Origin of the sequence: Enterobacter sp. ku-bf2, assembly GCF_001742765.1 — a bacterium.
GTDB lineage: Bacteria > Pseudomonadota > Gammaproteobacteria > Enterobacterales > Enterobacteriaceae > Enterobacter > Enterobacter quasiroggenkampii.
This window is the reverse complement of the sequence record NZ_MDVW01000020.1, coordinates 1-16,398: the sequence shown is the minus strand read 5'-3', so window position 1 is coordinate 16,398 and position 16,398 is coordinate 1. Positions and strand designations below refer to the sequence as shown.

Annotated in this window: 19 protein-coding genes; 16 read left to right on the top strand and 3 right to left on the bottom strand. The window is 51.3% G+C overall.

Features of this window, described 5'->3' with window-relative positions:
• Positions 1-39 precede the first annotated feature (39 nt).
• A complete protein-coding gene (gene hycA / locus BFG58_RS18935) occupies positions 40-504 on the bottom strand; it encodes a formate hydrogenlyase regulator HycA (RefSeq protein ID WP_032653166.1) in 465 nt (154 codons plus the stop codon).
• Positions 505-714: 210 nt separating this feature from the next.
• Between hycA and hypA the strand changes: the two genes are divergently transcribed.
• The 10 genes from hypA (at position 715) to BFG58_RS18885 (ending at position 10,651) form a co-directional block, all read left to right on the top strand.
• Positions 715-1,065: a hydrogenase maturation nickel metallochaperone HypA gene (gene hypA, locus BFG58_RS18930; RefSeq protein ID WP_039265546.1), complete on the top strand. Its 351-nt coding sequence runs from the start codon at positions 715-717 to the stop codon at positions 1,063-1,065.
• Between the two features lie 3 nt (positions 1,066-1,068).
• Complete coding sequence (gene hypB / locus BFG58_RS18925; RefSeq protein ID WP_069720340.1) at positions 1,069-1,932, top strand: hydrogenase nickel incorporation protein HypB; 864 nt, start codon at positions 1,069-1,071, stop codon at positions 1,930-1,932.
• Positions 1,923-2,195, top strand: coding sequence for a HypC/HybG/HupF family hydrogenase formation chaperone (locus tag BFG58_RS18920; RefSeq protein WP_008499582.1), 273 nt, complete (start codon positions 1,923-1,925; stop codon positions 2,193-2,195). The genes hypB and BFG58_RS18920 overlap by 10 nt, the downstream gene beginning before the upstream one ends.
• A 2-nt stretch (positions 2,196-2,197) precedes the next feature.
• Positions 2,198-3,319 carry a hydrogenase formation protein HypD gene (gene hypD, locus BFG58_RS18915; RefSeq protein WP_048029229.1) on the top strand — a complete coding sequence of 374 codons (1,122 nt, stop codon included), beginning with the start codon at positions 2,198-2,200 and terminating at the stop codon, positions 3,317-3,319.
• Positions 3,316-4,326 (top strand): hydrogenase expression/formation protein HypE, encoded by a 1,011-nt coding sequence (gene hypE, locus BFG58_RS18910; RefSeq protein WP_069720339.1) that lies wholly within the window; start codon positions 3,316-3,318, stop codon positions 4,324-4,326. The genes hypD and hypE overlap by 4 nt, the downstream gene beginning before the upstream one ends.
• 64 nt (positions 4,327-4,390) lie before the next feature.
• Positions 4,391-6,463, top strand: a complete 2,073-nt coding sequence (flhA, locus tag BFG58_RS18905) for a formate hydrogenlyase transcriptional activator FlhA (protein WP_063622356.1) — start codon at positions 4,391-4,393, stop codon at positions 6,461-6,463.
• A 154-nt stretch (positions 6,464-6,617) separates the two neighbouring features.
• Positions 6,618-7,616, top strand: a complete 999-nt coding sequence (locus tag BFG58_RS18900) for an ABC transporter substrate-binding protein (protein ID WP_048029226.1) — start codon at positions 6,618-6,620, stop codon at positions 7,614-7,616.
• Positions 7,616-8,653, top strand: coding sequence for an iron ABC transporter permease (locus tag BFG58_RS18895; RefSeq protein ID WP_045908496.1), 1,038 nt, complete (start codon positions 7,616-7,618; stop codon positions 8,651-8,653). Before BFG58_RS18900 ends, BFG58_RS18895 begins: the two co-directional genes overlap by 1 nt.
• On the top strand, positions 8,653-9,414 hold the full coding sequence (locus tag BFG58_RS18890) for an ABC transporter ATP-binding protein (RefSeq protein WP_069720338.1): 762 nt from the start codon (positions 8,653-8,655) through the stop codon (positions 9,412-9,414). Before BFG58_RS18895 ends, BFG58_RS18890 begins: the two co-directional genes overlap by 1 nt.
• A 16-nt stretch (positions 9,415-9,430) precedes the next feature.
• Positions 9,431-10,651, top strand: coding sequence for an MFS transporter (locus tag BFG58_RS18885; protein ID WP_048029224.1), 1,221 nt, complete (start codon positions 9,431-9,433; stop codon positions 10,649-10,651).
• Positions 10,652-10,656: 5 nt separating this feature from the next.
• On the opposite strand, the gene BFG58_RS18880 is transcribed toward BFG58_RS18885, so the two are convergent.
• Positions 10,657-11,001: a nitrous oxide-stimulated promoter family protein gene (locus tag BFG58_RS18880; protein WP_008499590.1), complete on the bottom strand. Its 345-nt coding sequence runs from the start codon at positions 10,999-11,001 to the stop codon at positions 10,657-10,659.
• A 175-nt stretch (positions 11,002-11,176) separates the two neighbouring features.
• Here BFG58_RS18880 and BFG58_RS18875 point away from each other — a divergent pair, with 175 nt between their 5' ends.
• The 4 genes from BFG58_RS18875 to BFG58_RS18865 all read left to right on the top strand — a co-directional run bounded on the left by BFG58_RS18875 (position 11,177) and on the right by BFG58_RS18865 (position 14,097).
• Entirely contained in the window at positions 11,177-11,407 is a 231-nt protein-coding gene (locus BFG58_RS18875) for a SymE family type I addiction module toxin (protein ID WP_045908493.1), read from the top strand.
• A gap of 578 nt (positions 11,408-11,985) precedes the next feature.
• Entirely contained in the window at positions 11,986-12,237 is a 252-nt protein-coding gene (locus BFG58_RS23550; protein WP_072025488.1) for a hypothetical protein, read from the top strand.
• A gap of 90 nt (positions 12,238-12,327) precedes the next feature.
• Positions 12,328-12,840, top strand: coding sequence for a hypothetical protein (locus BFG58_RS18870; protein ID WP_069720337.1), 513 nt, complete (start codon positions 12,328-12,330; stop codon positions 12,838-12,840).
• Positions 12,841-13,128: 288 nt separating this feature from the next.
• Positions 13,129-14,097 (top strand): hypothetical protein, encoded by a 969-nt coding sequence (locus tag BFG58_RS18865; RefSeq protein WP_069720336.1) that lies wholly within the window; start codon positions 13,129-13,131, stop codon positions 14,095-14,097.
• Between the two features lie 86 nt (positions 14,098-14,183).
• Here BFG58_RS18865 and BFG58_RS18860 read toward each other — a convergent pair whose 3' ends face one another.
• A complete protein-coding gene (locus tag BFG58_RS18860) occupies positions 14,184-14,921 on the bottom strand; it encodes a hypothetical protein (protein ID WP_139125329.1) in 738 nt (245 codons plus the stop codon).
• Between the two features lie 144 nt (positions 14,922-15,065).
• Here BFG58_RS18860 and BFG58_RS18855 point away from each other — a divergent pair, with 144 nt between their 5' ends.
• Positions 15,066-15,446: a hypothetical protein gene (locus BFG58_RS18855; protein ID WP_069720334.1), complete on the top strand. Its 381-nt coding sequence runs from the start codon at positions 15,066-15,068 to the stop codon at positions 15,444-15,446.
• A gap of 8 nt (positions 15,447-15,454) precedes the next feature.
• Positions 15,455-16,398 (top strand): relaxase/mobilization nuclease domain-containing protein (locus BFG58_RS23545; protein WP_083261541.1); only part of this gene is annotated, 944 nt, incomplete at its 3' end.

Genomic DNA, 16,398 nt, shown 5'->3' with positions numbered 1-16,398 from the left:
CGAAAAGCTGTCTTGTCGACACTTCTCGACACGCATGGGTCAGGCCACGTTCGCTGAGGCATTTCCATCCATCAGCTGCTTCAGGTTGACCGGAAGATCGTGCTCAACGGCGGCGTACAGGCCGTTATAAACCGGCGCGATTTTTTCCAGATAGTGCTCCAGCACCTGCTGGCGATCGCGGTTGCTGACGTGGCCGTCCACCATGCCGTCGGCCATCAGCTGCGCCTTCGCAATACACTGTTTTTCGCCGTCTTTTGTCTCGAGGTAGTACTCAATGGTGTGGCTGTTGAAGTTATCCGCCAGGGTCACGTTGATGGTGAAATGGCCGAAGAGGACAAAGCGCATATCCCCCTGCGCCGCGCAGCTCATCGCGTGGTGAAGACGCGCTTTCGACAAGGTAATGCCCTGAACCAGCGAGTTGCAGTAAAGGTGCCACTGGTCCTGTAACTGTTGATGACGCTGCGCGATGTAATCTGCTTTTTCGCTGATTTCCCAAATAGTCATAGAAGGTATCCGTTTAATGGAGATAGCGGCTGTTAAGCAGATTCCATGCCAGTTTTTATTTTGCTGATTTTAAAGGGATTAAACTGAAAAACCGCTGTCATCACCGCGGTGTCGACGTGTCATTTCGACAGCGTTGACATCGTCACGCCTTAACAAAAACCAAGCTGGCACTGTTATTGCATTACCGGGGCAATTCATTGAGGAGGCGTCATGCACGAAATCACCCTCTGCCAGCGGGCTCTGGAACTTATCGAACAGCAGGCAGTGCAAAACCACGCGAAGCGCGTCACCGGCGTCTGGCTGAAGGTCGGAGCGTTTTCCTGCGTCGAGACCAGCGCCCTGACCTTCTGTTTTGAGCTGGTCTGCCGCGGCACGCTGGCGGAAGGCTGCGAACTGCATATTGAAGAACAGCAGGCGGAGTGCTGGTGCGAGCAGTGTCAGCAGTACGTCACCCTGCTGTCATCGAAGGTACAGCGCTGCCCGCAGTGTCAGAGCGGCGGTCTGCGCATCGTGGCGGATGACGGCATGCAGATCCAACGCCTCGAAATCGAGAAGGAGTAAAGTATGTGTAGTACCTGCGGTTGCGCCGAAGGCAACCTGTATATAGAAGGGGATGAACACCGCCCCCACTCCGCGTTTCGCTCCGCGCCCTTTTCACCCGCCCCACGCCCTGCGGCAGCCCTGACCGGCATTACCTTTGCGCCGCAACGCTCCGATGCGGGCGACCTGCATTACGGCCACGGCGAAGCAGGCACCCACGCGCCGGGCATGAGCCAGCGCCAGATGCTGGAGGTGGAAATCAACGTGCTGGACAAAAATAACCAGCTCGCCGCCCGCAACCGCGCCCGCTTTGCCACCCGCAAACAGCTGGCGCTGAACCTGGTCTCCAGCCCAGGTTCCGGTAAAACCACGCTGCTGACCGAAACGCTCAAGCGCCTGAACGGGCGCGTCTCCTGCGCGGTGATCGAAGGCGACCAGCAAACCGTTAACGACGCGGCGCGCATTCGCGAAACCGGCACCCCGGCGATTCAGGTCAACACAGGCAAAGGCTGCCACCTGGATGCGCAGATGATTGCCGACGCCGCCCCGCGCCTGCCGCTGGCAGATAACGGCATCCTGTTTATTGAAAACGTTGGCAACCTCGTCTGCCCGGCGAGCTTCGACCTCGGCGAACGACACAAGGTGGCGGTGCTTTCAGTGACCGAAGGCGAAGACAAGCCGCTGAAGTACCCGCACATGTTTGCCGCCGCGTCCGTCATGCTGCTGAACAAAGTCGACCTGCTGCCGTACCTGAATTTCGACGTGGATAAGTGCCTGGCGTATGCCCGCGAGGTGAACCCGGAGATTGAGATCCTGCTGGTCTCCGCCACGCGCGGCGACGGCATGGACGGCTGGTTACGCTGGCTGGAGAACGAACGATGTGCATAGGCGTACCGGGACAAATCCATTCCCTCAACGGTAATCAGGCCAAAGTCGAGGTTTGCGGCATCCTGCGCGACGTCGACCTGACGCTGGTGGGCAGCACCGATGAAACGGGCGCGTCGCGTCTCGGCCAGTGGGTGCTGGTCCACGTGGGGTTTGCCATGAGCGTGATTAACGAAGCGGAAGCCCGCGACACGCTGGATGCGTTGCAAAACATGTTCGACGTGGAGCCGGACGTCGGCGCGCTGCTGTACGGCGAGGAGCGGTAATCATGCGTTACGTTGATGAATACCGCGCGCCGGAGCAGGTGCTACAGCTTATCGGCCACCTGAAAACGCGCGCAGCGCGGCTGGACTACACGAAAGAAAGGCCGCTGCGGATCATGGAGGTGTGCGGCGGGCACACGCACGCGATCTTCAAATTTGGCCTCGACCAGCTGCTGCCGGAAAACATTGAGTTTATCCACGGCCCCGGCTGCCCGGTCTGCGTGCTGCCGATGGGGCGCATCGACAGCTGTATTGAAATTGCCAGCCAGCCCGACGTCATTTTCTGCACCTTTGGCGACGCGATGCGCGTGCCGGGGAAAAATGGTTCGCTGCTACAGGCGAAAGCGCGCGGCGCAGACATCCGGATTGTCTATTCGCCGATGGATGCCCTGACGCTGGCAGCGGATAACCCCGGGCGCAAGGTGGTGTTCTTTGGCCTGGGGTTTGAAACCACCATGCCCGCCACCGCCATCACGCTGCAGCAGGCGAAAGCGCGCGGCGTCGATAACTTTTTCTTCTTCTGCCAGCACATTACGCTCATCCCCACCCTGCGCAGCCTGCTGGAAGAGCCAGGCAACGGCATTGACGCCTTTCTGGCACCGGGCCACGTCAGCATGGTGATTGGCACAGACGCCTACGGTTTTATCGCTGAACAGTACAATCGTCCGTTAGTGGTGGCTGGTTTCGAACCACTTGATCTACTGCAAGGTGTCACCATGCTGGTTGAGCAGAAAATAGCGGCCCTGAGTACCGTGGAAAATCAGTACCGCCGCGTGGTGCCGGATGCGGGAAATGAACGAGCGCAGCAGGCGATAGCCGACGTGTTTAGCGTTGAGGGCGACAGCGAATGGCGCGGCCTGGGACTGATTGCTGAATCCGGCGTGTGCCTGATGCCAGCCTATCGCGCGTTCGACGCCGAAGCGCATTTCCGCCCGCAGCCGCAGCAGGTTTGCGACGATCCCCGGGCCCGCTGTGGCGAGGTGCTCACTGGCAAATGCAAACCGCATCAGTGCCCGTTATTTGGCAATACCTGTAACCCGCAAACGGCGTTTGGCGCGCTGATGGTCTCCTCCGAAGGGGCATGCGCCGCGTGGTATCAATATCGCAACCAGGAGTGTGAAGCATGAACACGGTGGAAATGGCGCACGGAAGCGGTGGACAGGCGATGCAGCAGCTGATTAACCGGCTGTTCATGGAGGCCTTTAACAACCCCTGGCTCGCCGAGCAGGAAGACCAGGCGCGCATTGACCTCGCCACCCTCACCGCCCAGGGCGACCGACTGGCCTTCTCCACCGACAGCTATGTCATCGATCCGCTGTTCTTCCCGGGCGGCGATATCGGCAAGCTCGCCGTCTGCGGCACGGCGAACGACGTCGCCGTCAGCGGCGCCCTCCCGCGCTACCTCTCCTGCGGGTTTATCCTTGAAGAGGGATTACCGATGGAGACGCTCACGGCCGTGGTCAACAGCATGGCACACACCGCGCGCGAGGCGGGTATCGCTATCGTCACCGGGGACACCAAAGTGGTCCAGCGCGGTGCGGCCGATAAGCTGTTTATCAACACCGCCGGAATGGGGGCTATCCCCGCCAACATTCACTGGGGCGCACAGCGGCTTAGCGCAGGCGACGTGCTGCTGGTAACCGGCACGTTGGGCTGCCACGGAGCGACTATCCTTAACCTGCGCGAAGGCTTAGGGCTGGACGGTGAACTGCGCAGCGACTGCGCGGTGCTCACCCCGCTGATTCAGACGCTGTGTGCTATTCCCGGCGTGAAGGCCTTGCGTGATGCCACCCGTGGCGGGGTGAATGCGGTGGTTCACGAATTCGCCGCAAGCAGCGGGTGCGGAATTGAACTGACCGAGCGTGGCCTGCCTGTAAAAGCTGCCGTGCGCGGGCTGTGCGAACTATTGGGACTTGACCCACTGAACTTTGCTAACGAAGGCAAGCTGGTGATCGGCGTGGAACGCACGGCGGCGGAAGCCGTTCTTGCAGAGCTGCGCGCGCATCCATTAGGGAAAGAGGCCGCCATCATCGGCGAAGTGGTTGAGCGCAAGGGGGTGCGCCTGACCGGACTTTACGGCGTGAAGCGCACGCTGGACCTGCCGCACGCGGAACCGTTACCCCGAATTTGCTAGAGCCGCGCCATAAGCGGTCAGCACTGAATGTCTCTTTTTTGCCAGTTTCTATTGGAAAGCAATAATGCCGTATACACCGATGAGCGATCTTGGACAGCAGGGCCTGTTTGATATCACGCGCACACTTTTACAGCAGCCCGATCTCGGCGCGCTGAGCGATGCCCTGACGCGGCTGGTCAGGCAGTCGGCGCTGGCCGACAGCGCCGCGATTGTACTGTGGCATAGCGGAACGCACCGCGCGAGCTACTACTCAACGCGTGACAATGGCAAAACGTTTGAATACGAAGACGAAACGTATCTCGCGCATGGCCCGGTGCGCCGCATTCTCTCCCGACCTGAAGTGCTGCACTGTAACTTTGAGGAGTTCCGGCAGGCGTGGCCGCGGCTCGCGGAGAGTAACCTCTATCAGCCGTTCGGGCATTACTGCATGCTGCCGCTGGCAGCAGAGGGTCAGATTTTTGGCGGCTGCGAGTTTATCCGCACGACCGACCAGCCCTGGAGCGAGGCGGAATACGAACGCCTGCACACCTTTACCCAGATTGTGGCCGTCGTTGCGGAGCAGATCCAAAGCCGCGTGACCAATAATGTGGATTACGACCTGCTGAGCCGCGAACGCGACAACTTCCGCATTCTGGTCGCCATCACCAACGCCGTACTGTCACGGCTCGATATGGACGAACTGGTCAGCGAAGTGTCGAAAGAGATCCATCACTATTTCAAAATCGATGCCATCAGCATCGCGCTTCGCGGCCATCGCAAGGGCAAGCTGAACATCTACTCTACGCATTATCTCGATGAAGCCAACCCGGCACACGAGCAGAGCGAAGTGGATGAAGCGGGGACCCTTTCGGAGCGGGTCTTCAAAAGCAAAGAGATCCTCCTGATCAACCTCAACGAACAGGATCCGGTGGCACCGTACGAGCGGATGCTGTTTAACACCTGGGGTAACAAAATTCAGACCCTGTGCCTGCTGCCGCTGATGTCCGGCAACACCATGCTGGGCGTGCTTAAGCTGGCGCAGTGCGAGGAAGGCGTCTTTACCACCGCCAACCTGAAGCTGCTGCGTCAGATCGCCGAGCGTATTTCCATCGCCCTGGATAACGCCCTCGCCTATCAGGAAATTCATCGTCTGAAGGAGCGGCTGGTGGATGAGAACCTGGCCCTGACCGAACAGCTCAACAACGTGGACAGCGAGTTTGGTGAAATCATCGGACGTAGCGACGCCATGTACAACGTGCTCAAGCAGGTTGAGATGGTGGCGCAAAGCGACAGCACGGTACTGATTCTGGGCGAAACCGGTACGGGTAAAGAGCTGATTGCCCGCGCCATCCACAACCTGAGCAACCGCAACAGCCGTCGGATGGTGAAGATGAACTGCGCCGCGATGCCCGCAGGGCTGCTGGAAAGCGACCTGTTCGGCCACGAACGAGGTGCCTTTACCGGGGCAAGCAGCCAGCGGCTGGGCCGGTTTGAGCTGGCGGACAAAAGCTCGCTGTTCCTCGACGAAGTGGGCGATATGCCGCTGGAGCTACAGCCGAAACTGCTGCGCGTCCTGCAGGAGCAGGAGTTTGAACGTCTTGGCAGCAACAAGCTTATCCAGACTGACGTGCGGCTGATTGCCGCGACCAACCGCGACCTGAAAAAGATGGTCGCCGACCGCGAGTTTCGCAGTGATCTCTACTATCGCCTGAACGTGTTCCCGATCTTCCTGCCGCCGTTGCGCGAGCGCCCGGAAGATATTCCCCTGCTGGTCAAAGCGTTTACCGCCAAGATCGCGCGACGGATGGGGCGAAATATCGACAGCATTCCTGCCGAGACGTTACGTACCCTTTCATCGATGGAGTGGCCCGGCAACGTGCGCGAGCTGGAAAACGTCATCGAGCGTGCGGTGCTGCTGACGCGCGGGAATGTCCTGCAGCTCTCACTGCCTGAAGTGACGCTGCCTGACGTGACCGTGCCCGCCGCCGAGACAGCGAAAGAGGGAGAAGATGAATATCAGCTCATTATGCGCGTACTCAAAGAGACCAACGGCGTGGTCGCCGGGCCAAAAGGTGCCGCCCAGCGTTTAGGATTAAAACGCACTACCCTGCTGTCGCGCATGAAGCGTCTCGGGATCGATAAAGAGAGCCTGGTTTAAGCCCCCCAATCCGGCGGTGTTGCTCTGACACCGCCTTTCGTTACCCTGCGCAATTGTCCCTCATTGACACAAAATCGTTTCCTCTGTATAAAATTCCGCCTTAATAATGAGTTTCATTTGCATCAATAATAATATTAATCAAGGGTAGCGTTTCATGAAGAAGGTCATCTGCGCGTTAGGCCTGGCGGTTGCGTCGGTCAGTTCTGCTCTGGCAACCACATATCCTCTGACCATTGAAAACTGTGGCTATAAAGAGACATTCACCAAAGCGCCGGAACGCGTCGTGGCCCTGGGCCAGAATACCGTCGAAATCTTGCTCCTGCTGGGGCTGGAAGATAAGGTGAAGGCCAGCGCCTTCTGGCCGACGAAAGTGTTGCCGCAGCTCGCGGAACAGAACGCAAAAATCAAAACCCTGACGGTTGAAATCCCTACCCTTGAATCCGTGCTTGCGCAAAATCCCGACTTTGTCCCCGCCCAAACGCCGCTGTTGCTGGGGCCGGAAAGCAAGGTCGCAAAACGCGACGATCTGATGACCCTGGGCGTGAACAGCTACGTGTCCCCGGGCATGTGCGCGACCAAAAAAGCCACGGGCGATATGTACGGCAGCCGCCAGAAACTGTGGGATATGACGTATCTCTATCAGGAGATTGAGGATTTCGCCAAAATCTTTAACGTTGAAGACCGCGGTCAGGCCGTGATTGCCGATTTCAAAAAACGTGAGGCCGACCTGCGTAAGGAATTCGGCAAGAACAAAAAAGACCTCTCGTTTGTCTTCTGGTTCTCCAGCTCATCCCCCTCTGCGGACGCCTACGTAGGCGGTAAAAATAGCCCCTCCGGGTTTATTGCGAGCCTGATGGGCGGGCATAACGCCATCACTTCCGAGACCGAATGGCCAACCGTGGGTTGGGAGAGCATTATTGCCGCCAATCCGGATGTGATTGTGGTCTCCAGCCTGGACCGCAACCGCTGGGCGCTGGATAACGCGGAAGAAAAAATCAAATTCCTGAAGAGCGATCCGGCCGTCAGCCAGCTGGACGCGGTGAAAAAAGGCCACATCGTGGTGATGGACGGTCAGGCCATGAACCCGACGATTCGCACGATTTACGGGGCTGAGCAGGTCGGCGAACAGCTCAGAAAGCTGGGGCTGAACTGATGACAATCGCCGTTCTTCAGGCCCGGCAGAGCCTGGTTCTGACGACCTCGGCTTTGCTCGCCCTGGTACTGCTATTTCTGGTGATCGCCCTGAGCGTCAGCGTCGGCGAGCTGTCCATCCCGCTGGATAACGTGTTTTACGCCATCAGCAATAAAATGGGGCTCACCGAGGTTCCGCTCACTCGCATCTATGAAAGCGTCATCTGGGACTTTCGCCTGAGCCGCGCGCTGGTGGCGGCCTGCTGCGGCGCGGGGCTGGCCATCTGCGGTGCCGTATTGCAGAGCTTGCTGAAGAACGCGCTGGCGGAACCCTACGTGCTCGGCGTGTCCGCGGGCGCGTCGACCGGGGCGGTTTCTGTTGTCGTATTGGGGATCGGCACCGGTGCGGTCTCCCTTTCTGCCGGTGCCTTCGCCGGGGCATTCGCCGCGTTTGCATTTGTCGCGTTTCTGACGAACGGCGCGCGCGGCGGGAATGAACGTACTATTCTGGCAGGCGTCGCCGCCTCGCAGCTTTTCAACGCCATTACCGCCTACACCATCAGCACCTCCGCCAGCGCCCAGCAGGCGCGCGACGTGATGTTCTGGCTGCTGGGCAGCTTCAGCGGCGTACGCTGGCCTGAATTCCAGCTGGCACTGGTCGTGGTGCTGATTGGGTTAGCCATTTGCCTCTACTATTCCCGGGCGCTGGATGCCTTTACGTTCGGTGACGACGCCGCCGCGTCGCTGGGCATTGCCGTTCCCTGGGTGCGCCTGGCGCTCTTTACCACCACCGCGCTGATTACCGCAACCATCGTCAGCATGGCGGGGTCAATCGGCTTTGTCGGGCTGGTGGTGCCGCACGTGATGCGTTTCCTGTTCGGGCCGCTGCACCGCACGCTGCTGATTGCCAGCGCGCTGGCAGGCGCGATCCTGATGGTGCTGGCAGACATTGCCTCACGCATGCTGATAGCACCGCAAAGCCTGCCCGTCGGCGTGGTCACCGCGCTGGTTGGCGTCCCCTTCTTTGCCGTGATTATTTACCGTTCAAGGAATAAGTGATGAGCATCTGCGCGGAAAATATTACCTGGAAGGTCGGCAAAAAAGTCATCGTTAATGACGTCTCGCTGAAGGTGTCACGGGGCGAAACGGTAGGACTGCTTGGCCCTAACGGCTGCGGTAAATCGTCTCTTTTACGTATCCTCGCGGGGCTGCGTCGCCCGGATGCCGGCTGCGTCACCCTGGACGGACGGGACATTACCCGCATCGCCAAAAAACAACTTGCCCGCCGGGTCGCCTTCGTGGAGCAGCACGGCATGACTGACGCCAACATGCGCGTGCGCGACGTGGTGAAACTTGGACGTATTCCGCACCACTCCGCCTTTTCCAACTGGAGCACGCACGATGACGAGACCGTCACCGCCGCTCTGCAGCGCGTGGATATGCTGGATAAAAGTGAGCAGGGCTGGCTGAGCCTCTCCGGCGGCGAGCGACAGCGCGTCCACATTGCCCGCGCGCTGGCCCAGACCCCGACGGAAATCCTGCTGGATGAACCGACCAACCACCTGGACATTCATCATCAGATGCAGCTGATGCAGTTGATCAGCGAATTACCGGTCACCAGCGTTGTCGCCATCCACGATCTCAACCACGCTTCGATGTTCTGCGACTCGCTGATTGTGATGCAGAAAGGGCACATTGTGGCGACGGGAACACCGCAGGACATCCTGTCCGAGTCGCTGCTCTGGGACGTCTTCCGGGTCAAAACCAAAATTGAGATCTCACCGTTCCATGGCAAAAAGCACATTCACTTTATCGTTTAGGGGCGAGTGAACAACGATGCCCCTTCGCCCTGCCACCACGCTCTGGCCGCCCGTCTTACTGGGTAGCCAGTTTGTTTTTAACATCGGCTTTTACGCCGTTGTTCCCTTCCTGGCGATATTCCTGCGCGACGACATGCTGCTCTCCGGCGGGCTGATCGGGCTGATCCTCGGCCTGCGCACCTTCTCTCAGCAGGGGATGTTTATCGTCGGCGGTGCGCTCTCGGACAGGTTTGGCGCGAAAGTCGTTATCCTGAGCGGCTGTATTGTTCGCGTTGCGGGGTATCTGCTGCTGGCGTTCGGAGGATCGCTGTGGCCGATTATTCTGGGCGCGTGTCTGACAGGCGTGGGCGGCGCGCTGTTTTCTCCGTCGATTGAAGCATTGCTGGCGAAAGCGGGCACGCACAGCGAGGCGAAAGGTAAACGAAGCCGGGCGGAGTGGTTCGCGCTCTTTGCGGTCTGCGGGGAACTCGGTGCGGTACTGGGCCCGGTTGCCGGCGCCCTGCTCACCGGCCTGGGCTTTCGCCAGGTGGCGCTGGCGGGCGCAGGGGTCTTTATCGTTGCGCTGGTGGTGCTCTACTTTTGCCTGCCCGCGTCACGCCACGCCTCGCGGACGCTGAAGCTCGTTCCCTGGTGGACGACGTTCCGCCAGCCCCGCTTTGTCGCCTTTATCATTGCCTATAGCTCGTGGCTTTTGAGCTATAACCAGCTCTATCTGGCGCTGCCGGTAGAGATCCAGCGTTCCGGCGGTAACGAGAAAGATCTCGGTCCGCTTTTTATGCTGGCCTCCATTCTGATCATCACTTTACAACTGCCGCTGGCACGTTTCGCCCGGCGCGTGGGCGCGGTGAGGATCCTGCCGGTGGGCTTTTTGCTGCTCTCCGCCGCCTTTGCAAGCGTGGCAATGTTTGCGTCGACGGCACCGCCAGAGGGCTGGCTGCGCCTGCTGCCGTCGGTCTGTTTCGTGACGCTGTTGACGCTGGGGCAGATGCTGCTGGTACCCTCGGCAAAGGATCTGATCCCAAGGTTTGCCGAAGAGTCCACGCTGGGGGCGCACTATGGCGCACTCGCCACCGCTGGCGGAGTCGCGGTCCTGACGGGGAATTTGCTGTTTGGCAGTCTGTTGGATCGCGCCCTGGTGCCCTCCACGCAGGCGATGCTCCCCTGGCTGCTGCTGGCCCTCTTCCCGCTCTGCAGCGCGCTGGCCATGAACGTGATTTGCCGCCCGCTCAGAAGCTGAACCGGTCACTTTTTCGGACGATACTTTTCCGGCAGTTCCGGTACGGGACGACGATCATCCATCAGATGACGGACGGTCAGAATGGGGTGACGCCAGAGCATTCGCGGGCCTGCCCAGCGCATAATTTGCTTCATCTCTTCGCGTTTGGCAGGCTGGTAGCAGTGGACCGGACACTGTTTACAGGCAGGCTTTTCCTCCCCGAAAACGCATTTATCCAGGCGCTTATCGGCATAGGCATTTAGCGCCTGATAGTGCCCCTCTTCCACAGAGGCCTGAGGACATTGCTTCTGATACAGCGCGATCATTTTCGCGATGGTCTCTTTTTCGCGTGAAATTCGTTTACCGGACATAGCGACTTACCGAACAATAAAGTGCAAAAATAATACACCTTTCAATGCAGAATTTCAGTTTTTGCATGCGGTTTTCTGAAGCCTGATTCCAGTTTTAGCCCTGCACCGCCCGACAATTACTGGTATTTTATACAGGCATCAGTAATGACTTTTATCCGTGTTATCGGGAGACCCTATGCAAGAACTTGCTATCAACAAACCCTATCGCCATTTAACAGTGGGATATTTCAGAAAGCGCCATGAAGACCGCAATACCAAGATACCGAAGCGCTACAGCGTGCATGCAGCGCTGAGCTTAAAAGGAGACTGGCTTGAACAGGCTGGGTTTACCACCCACTCCCGGGTTCGCGTGGGCGTTGAGCATGGAAAAATAGTCATTGAGTTAATGTCGGAAGATGCCTCGTAAAGCGACGACATTTTTCTGCGCCGTACCTTTTTTTCATGCGACAATAGAAGGAACAAACGGCCACTGAGCCGCTCAAAACGGTTTATATTCAAAGAAATGGACATCATAACTCCATGAGCACACTCGACAATTTCGACGCACATACGCCGATGATGCAGCAGTACCATTTTTCAATGGTCAAATTGTTGAAATTGAGGCAGAAAGCGATTGCGAAGTAGGTTCTTGCTTACTGATGGCATACATTCTGGGTGGTATGGCTGTGATTTGATAGAAGCAGATGACAAACTCCTCTTAGAGCAAAAAACTAAGCATTGGTTGTTTACTCACCACCATTCAATAGATACACTATTTATAGGGATTTACGACTGCATATGGGAAACAACACATGTCTATTCCCGGTAATATGTAGTTCTATGACGAAGGTAGAACATTAATTACGATGGTTTAAAGCACGAAAGTAGGATGTAGATAGAACTCGAAGCTTGTAACCGTAAAAATGTTTGCCTAATCAGCCGAAGTTGCAAAGTGGCTTTTTGAATGATAAACAACAGAGTTATATTTTATAAAATAGGAAAAACATGAAAGCTTACACACTTAAAGAAAATAAAGATTCCGGAGAACTTCACCTTTTTGAAGGGGATATGTATCCAAAAGATTCAGAATATAAATGTAATTCAAAGGCAAAATCCATATGTAAAAAAATGGACAAATCAGATAGTAAAGAAAATCGTTTCACATGTGCTACTGAACAAGAAGCAAGGGAGAAAATCGCTAAAATTGGGCGAAAAGTTTGTGGGACATGTGTAAGCCATTTATATGAATCCTACTAAGATTTATAAGTCGAATTTGTATTTATTTCATTATAAAATGGTTATTTAAATTAAACCAATGGAAAATTATCCTTCGGATGTTATTAATATATGAAAACAATAGCTAAAATAATTATTGCCATACACATCACTTTAGTTATTGGGATTTTAACTGGCCTTATTATCGACAACAGCTTAATTTCAAAGCACCCCGAAGGGTATCTTTTTACTTCCATTTGTATTATTTCATTCGGCATTTATTTATTGCAAAAACACAGGGCATCATACAAAATTCTGAATGATTTAATTCTCGCTCTATCAGCCGGAATTATTGCCTCTGAATATTTATTTTTCGGCAATAAACAATTTGATATTATCCCTGTTTTAGGCTTGAAAGACAGCGATCCACAAACATATTATTTAATGATATCTAAGTTTATAGTAGTAACCTGTTGCCTTACAGCAAAAATTTTTATTACCATAAACGAATTTTTAAGTCTCAGAAAAAATGAAAAATTATCTGGAAAATATCCAAGTGCGATAAGAAAGCTTTTCTCATTTATCAGAAAGATTTTTCCTGAGAAAATCAAAAACAAAGTCCAAAACAAACACCACGACACATAATGTTATAAATATATCGCTGATTAAAACAGCGACATTAAACAAAGCAACATAATTTTCAGTGCTATTCCAGTTATTGAAGGCTAAAACATTAATTATTATAAAAAGGATGATACAGATGCAAACTTTAATAGATTTCATATACCCTCACATGTTTTATAATTACTAATGAACAACTTTAAATTAATTTTTTTAAATGTCAATACCATTATCCACACAATAAAAAAGGGTAGATTTAGTTTGCATTTATTAAATACCTATTATTTTAATCATTTTTAAAAGGATTATAGAATGCGCAATGAGAATTTATACTTAATAGATACAATAAAAAGAAGAATATATGATTTCGATAGCTTTAAAAATGAATTCAATAAGAAAAAATCTCTTATTTCATTAGATAGCAACTGTTGCACTGATTTGTTATGTAACTATTGGTCAAGTCGGTTTGCAAAATTGTATGGTTATGAAATGTGTGCAAACTACTCGGCCTTAGAAGGTAATTCGTCTTCTTTTGATGATGAAACCAAAAAATACATACGATATTGTTATATAACAAAAGCAAAACTTGAGAGTTATGGATATAATTTTCAACGACAAGAGTTTACAAAGAGTTTCCTTGATGCTTTTAACCATCCATCAACGGATATCCATAATAGTGGAATTCAATTTCTTAGAAGAGTTTATGAAATAGAGGATTTAAATTTAAAAGTTATCATCGATAATTTCCTAAGTTTTGGTCCTGTCACCAAATCCAAACAACATTTAATTAATCCATTCTTGGTTCATACTGCATTGTTTTATTCATACAGAAACAAAGCGAATATAAAAGATACCCCCGCGACTTTTTTGAAGAAACAGCAATATGACAATCCCAAAAAGAAAACAAAGGATCAAATAGCTTATAATGTATATATGGACTGCTATATTCTCTTCCACACATTTCACTTACCTGTTCAAATGAGTAAAGTTATTAGAACCACACCTATGCGATTAGAACCTTATATGTCGTTACCTATTGCAACATTTGACAAAGGAATGATGTTATTCGCAAAAGCTTTTTTTACTCTTTACAATATATTTGACAAGAATTATTTTGAAGTAAGAAACAACTTAGAACCAATTTTTATTAAAAAAGATATTATAAATAAGTTATCAGAAGAAGATATATCAGCATTACGAAGTGAATGCTATCCTTCTGCTGACGACGAATGCATAAAAGAAATAGTATATGAATTATTAATAAACCGATTAGTGTTTTAACCTTTATTTATCTGCAAGGTATGACTAAGAGAAGCTCCGCTTCTCTTGTCCCTTGCTTTTTTCGCCGTTCCGTTGAAAAAAGAAGTCTATAAAAACACATTAATTAATTTTTGGGCTACTGCTTTTTTTTCTTCAGGAAGAATCGATAACCATTTATCAAAAGCTTCATAGATTGAGTCATTATGGTTAATCTCCCATTTATTCCAATAGGTCATTAACTCCCATAAAGTTGGTTCTCTCTCGAATAGAGATAAAAGTTGATTTGCTACAATTCCATTTTTATCTCTATCGTATCTTTCAAGTTCTAAATACTCAATGTTTTCATCAAGCCATTTTTTGAATAGTTGTTGTTTGGAAAGATTTTTCTTGGGGTTATTTATAACTTTTTGTATATATTTCTCTATGACATAGCCATAATTATTTTTGGCATTTGGTAAAATCTTTGATTTTTTCCAAACAGATGCCATTTTTTTAACTCCGAACATAGAAGCTAATTCACATAAAGACTCTTCAAACCAACTATATTTAGTATCTATAGTCAAATAGTTAGTTCTGATATGGCAATACTCATGGAAGAATTGGTAATATAATTGAGAATAATAGCTTCCTTGAGTGGTCAAATTCACATAATATTGCCCTGACAATCCTCTGTTGTGATATACCATTGGAGAATTAATATTCGGATTGTTACTAATTTCGATATCATAACGAATTGGCTTACCATAAAATGAGTCCATTAAATCTATTGCGGAATTAATTAGACACTGGATATCACTTGTTGAGATATCCCCCCAGTCACTATCTATAATTATAATGCTCATCATAATCTCCTTTTGTTTTCAAGAGATTATATTATATGAAATAAACAATGCAAACATTGACATAAAAAATATTTAATTTATAAATATAGAAGGTATGCAAAGGAATTGCTCACCATAAAGCGAATACACATATGAAAAGGAGTTTCTATGAGTAATACAATAACCTTATCCTATACAAATGATTTTAAACCAATCAACAATCATATCCCCCCTGCTCAATCGTTACGAATACACTGTGTCAGTGTTCGATTCAATCAAACCGAATTAGAGCTTCTGAATGCTAATCGTGGAAACAAAAGTAAAGGAGAATGGCTCAGATTAACCTCTCTTGATAGGCTTCCTCCTGTTGTTCCTGCCATCAATGTTGAAGCATGGAAATCACTTTCTGACATATCCCAAAAGCTAAACAAACTAATAAATCATCTTGACGCCAAAAGCAGCAATAGTGAGTTAACCAAAACAGAGATCTTCGCAGTCAAGAAACAGATCAAAGAGCTTCGTTCGTGTCTGATAGCTTCTATTGAGTAGATATCCCTATGAAAGGAATGCAACGGATCAAAAGGCACAAGAGCTTCGTTAATGTCGTAAAGTATGTGTTGAAGCCTGGGTCTCACCATAAAAGAGATCCTGTGGTTATTGGTGGAAACATGACAGGTGATTGTCCAAATGAACTTATAACAGAGTTCAATACTGCCAGTGAACGACGAACTGACATCGCAAAACCAGCATGGCACAACTCCCTTAGACTTCCTAAGAATGATGAACTTACAAATGCTCAATGGATAAAGATCGCTGACGATTACATGAATCAAATGGGGTTTAGTGATACTCACCTTCGTTGTTATGTATTACACGATGACAGTGTGGGCCAGCATATACACATCATTGCTAACCGAATAGGTTCAGTGGACGGTAAAGTTCATCTTGGTAAGCACGAGAGTTTGGTTAGTGGTCGAATAATTCAGGAGCTTGAAATCAAGTACGATCTCACTATCACCAAAGGTCTTGAACCACTAAAACCAACTGATATTGGAAAAGAAGCAAACAAAGCTATCCCCCAAAAAGCAAAAAAGATTTCCCGGAATGAAGAAATGTATGAAGAAAGAACTGGGAATACCTGCAATAAGAAGCAATTACAGATTATTCTTGACAAAAGTTTGGCAGATACACCTGACCTTTTAACTTTTATCAAGAGGCTGGAAGAAGCAGAAGTAGGCTGGACGGCGAATGTCGCAAGCACAGGTAAAATGAACGGGTTCTCTTTCGAATACACAGGAATAGCTTTCAAAGCTTCCCAGTTAGGCAAGAGCTATTCATGGGCGAATCTTCAAAAGCAGCTTAACTACAACCCGGATCACTTAGAAGCTCTGCGAAAGGGTATACAGACCAAGGAAGTTCCTGCTCCTGCTCCTGCTCCTGCTCCTGCTCCTGCTCCTGCTCCTGCTCCTGCTCCTGCTCCTGCTCCTGCTCCTGCTCCTGC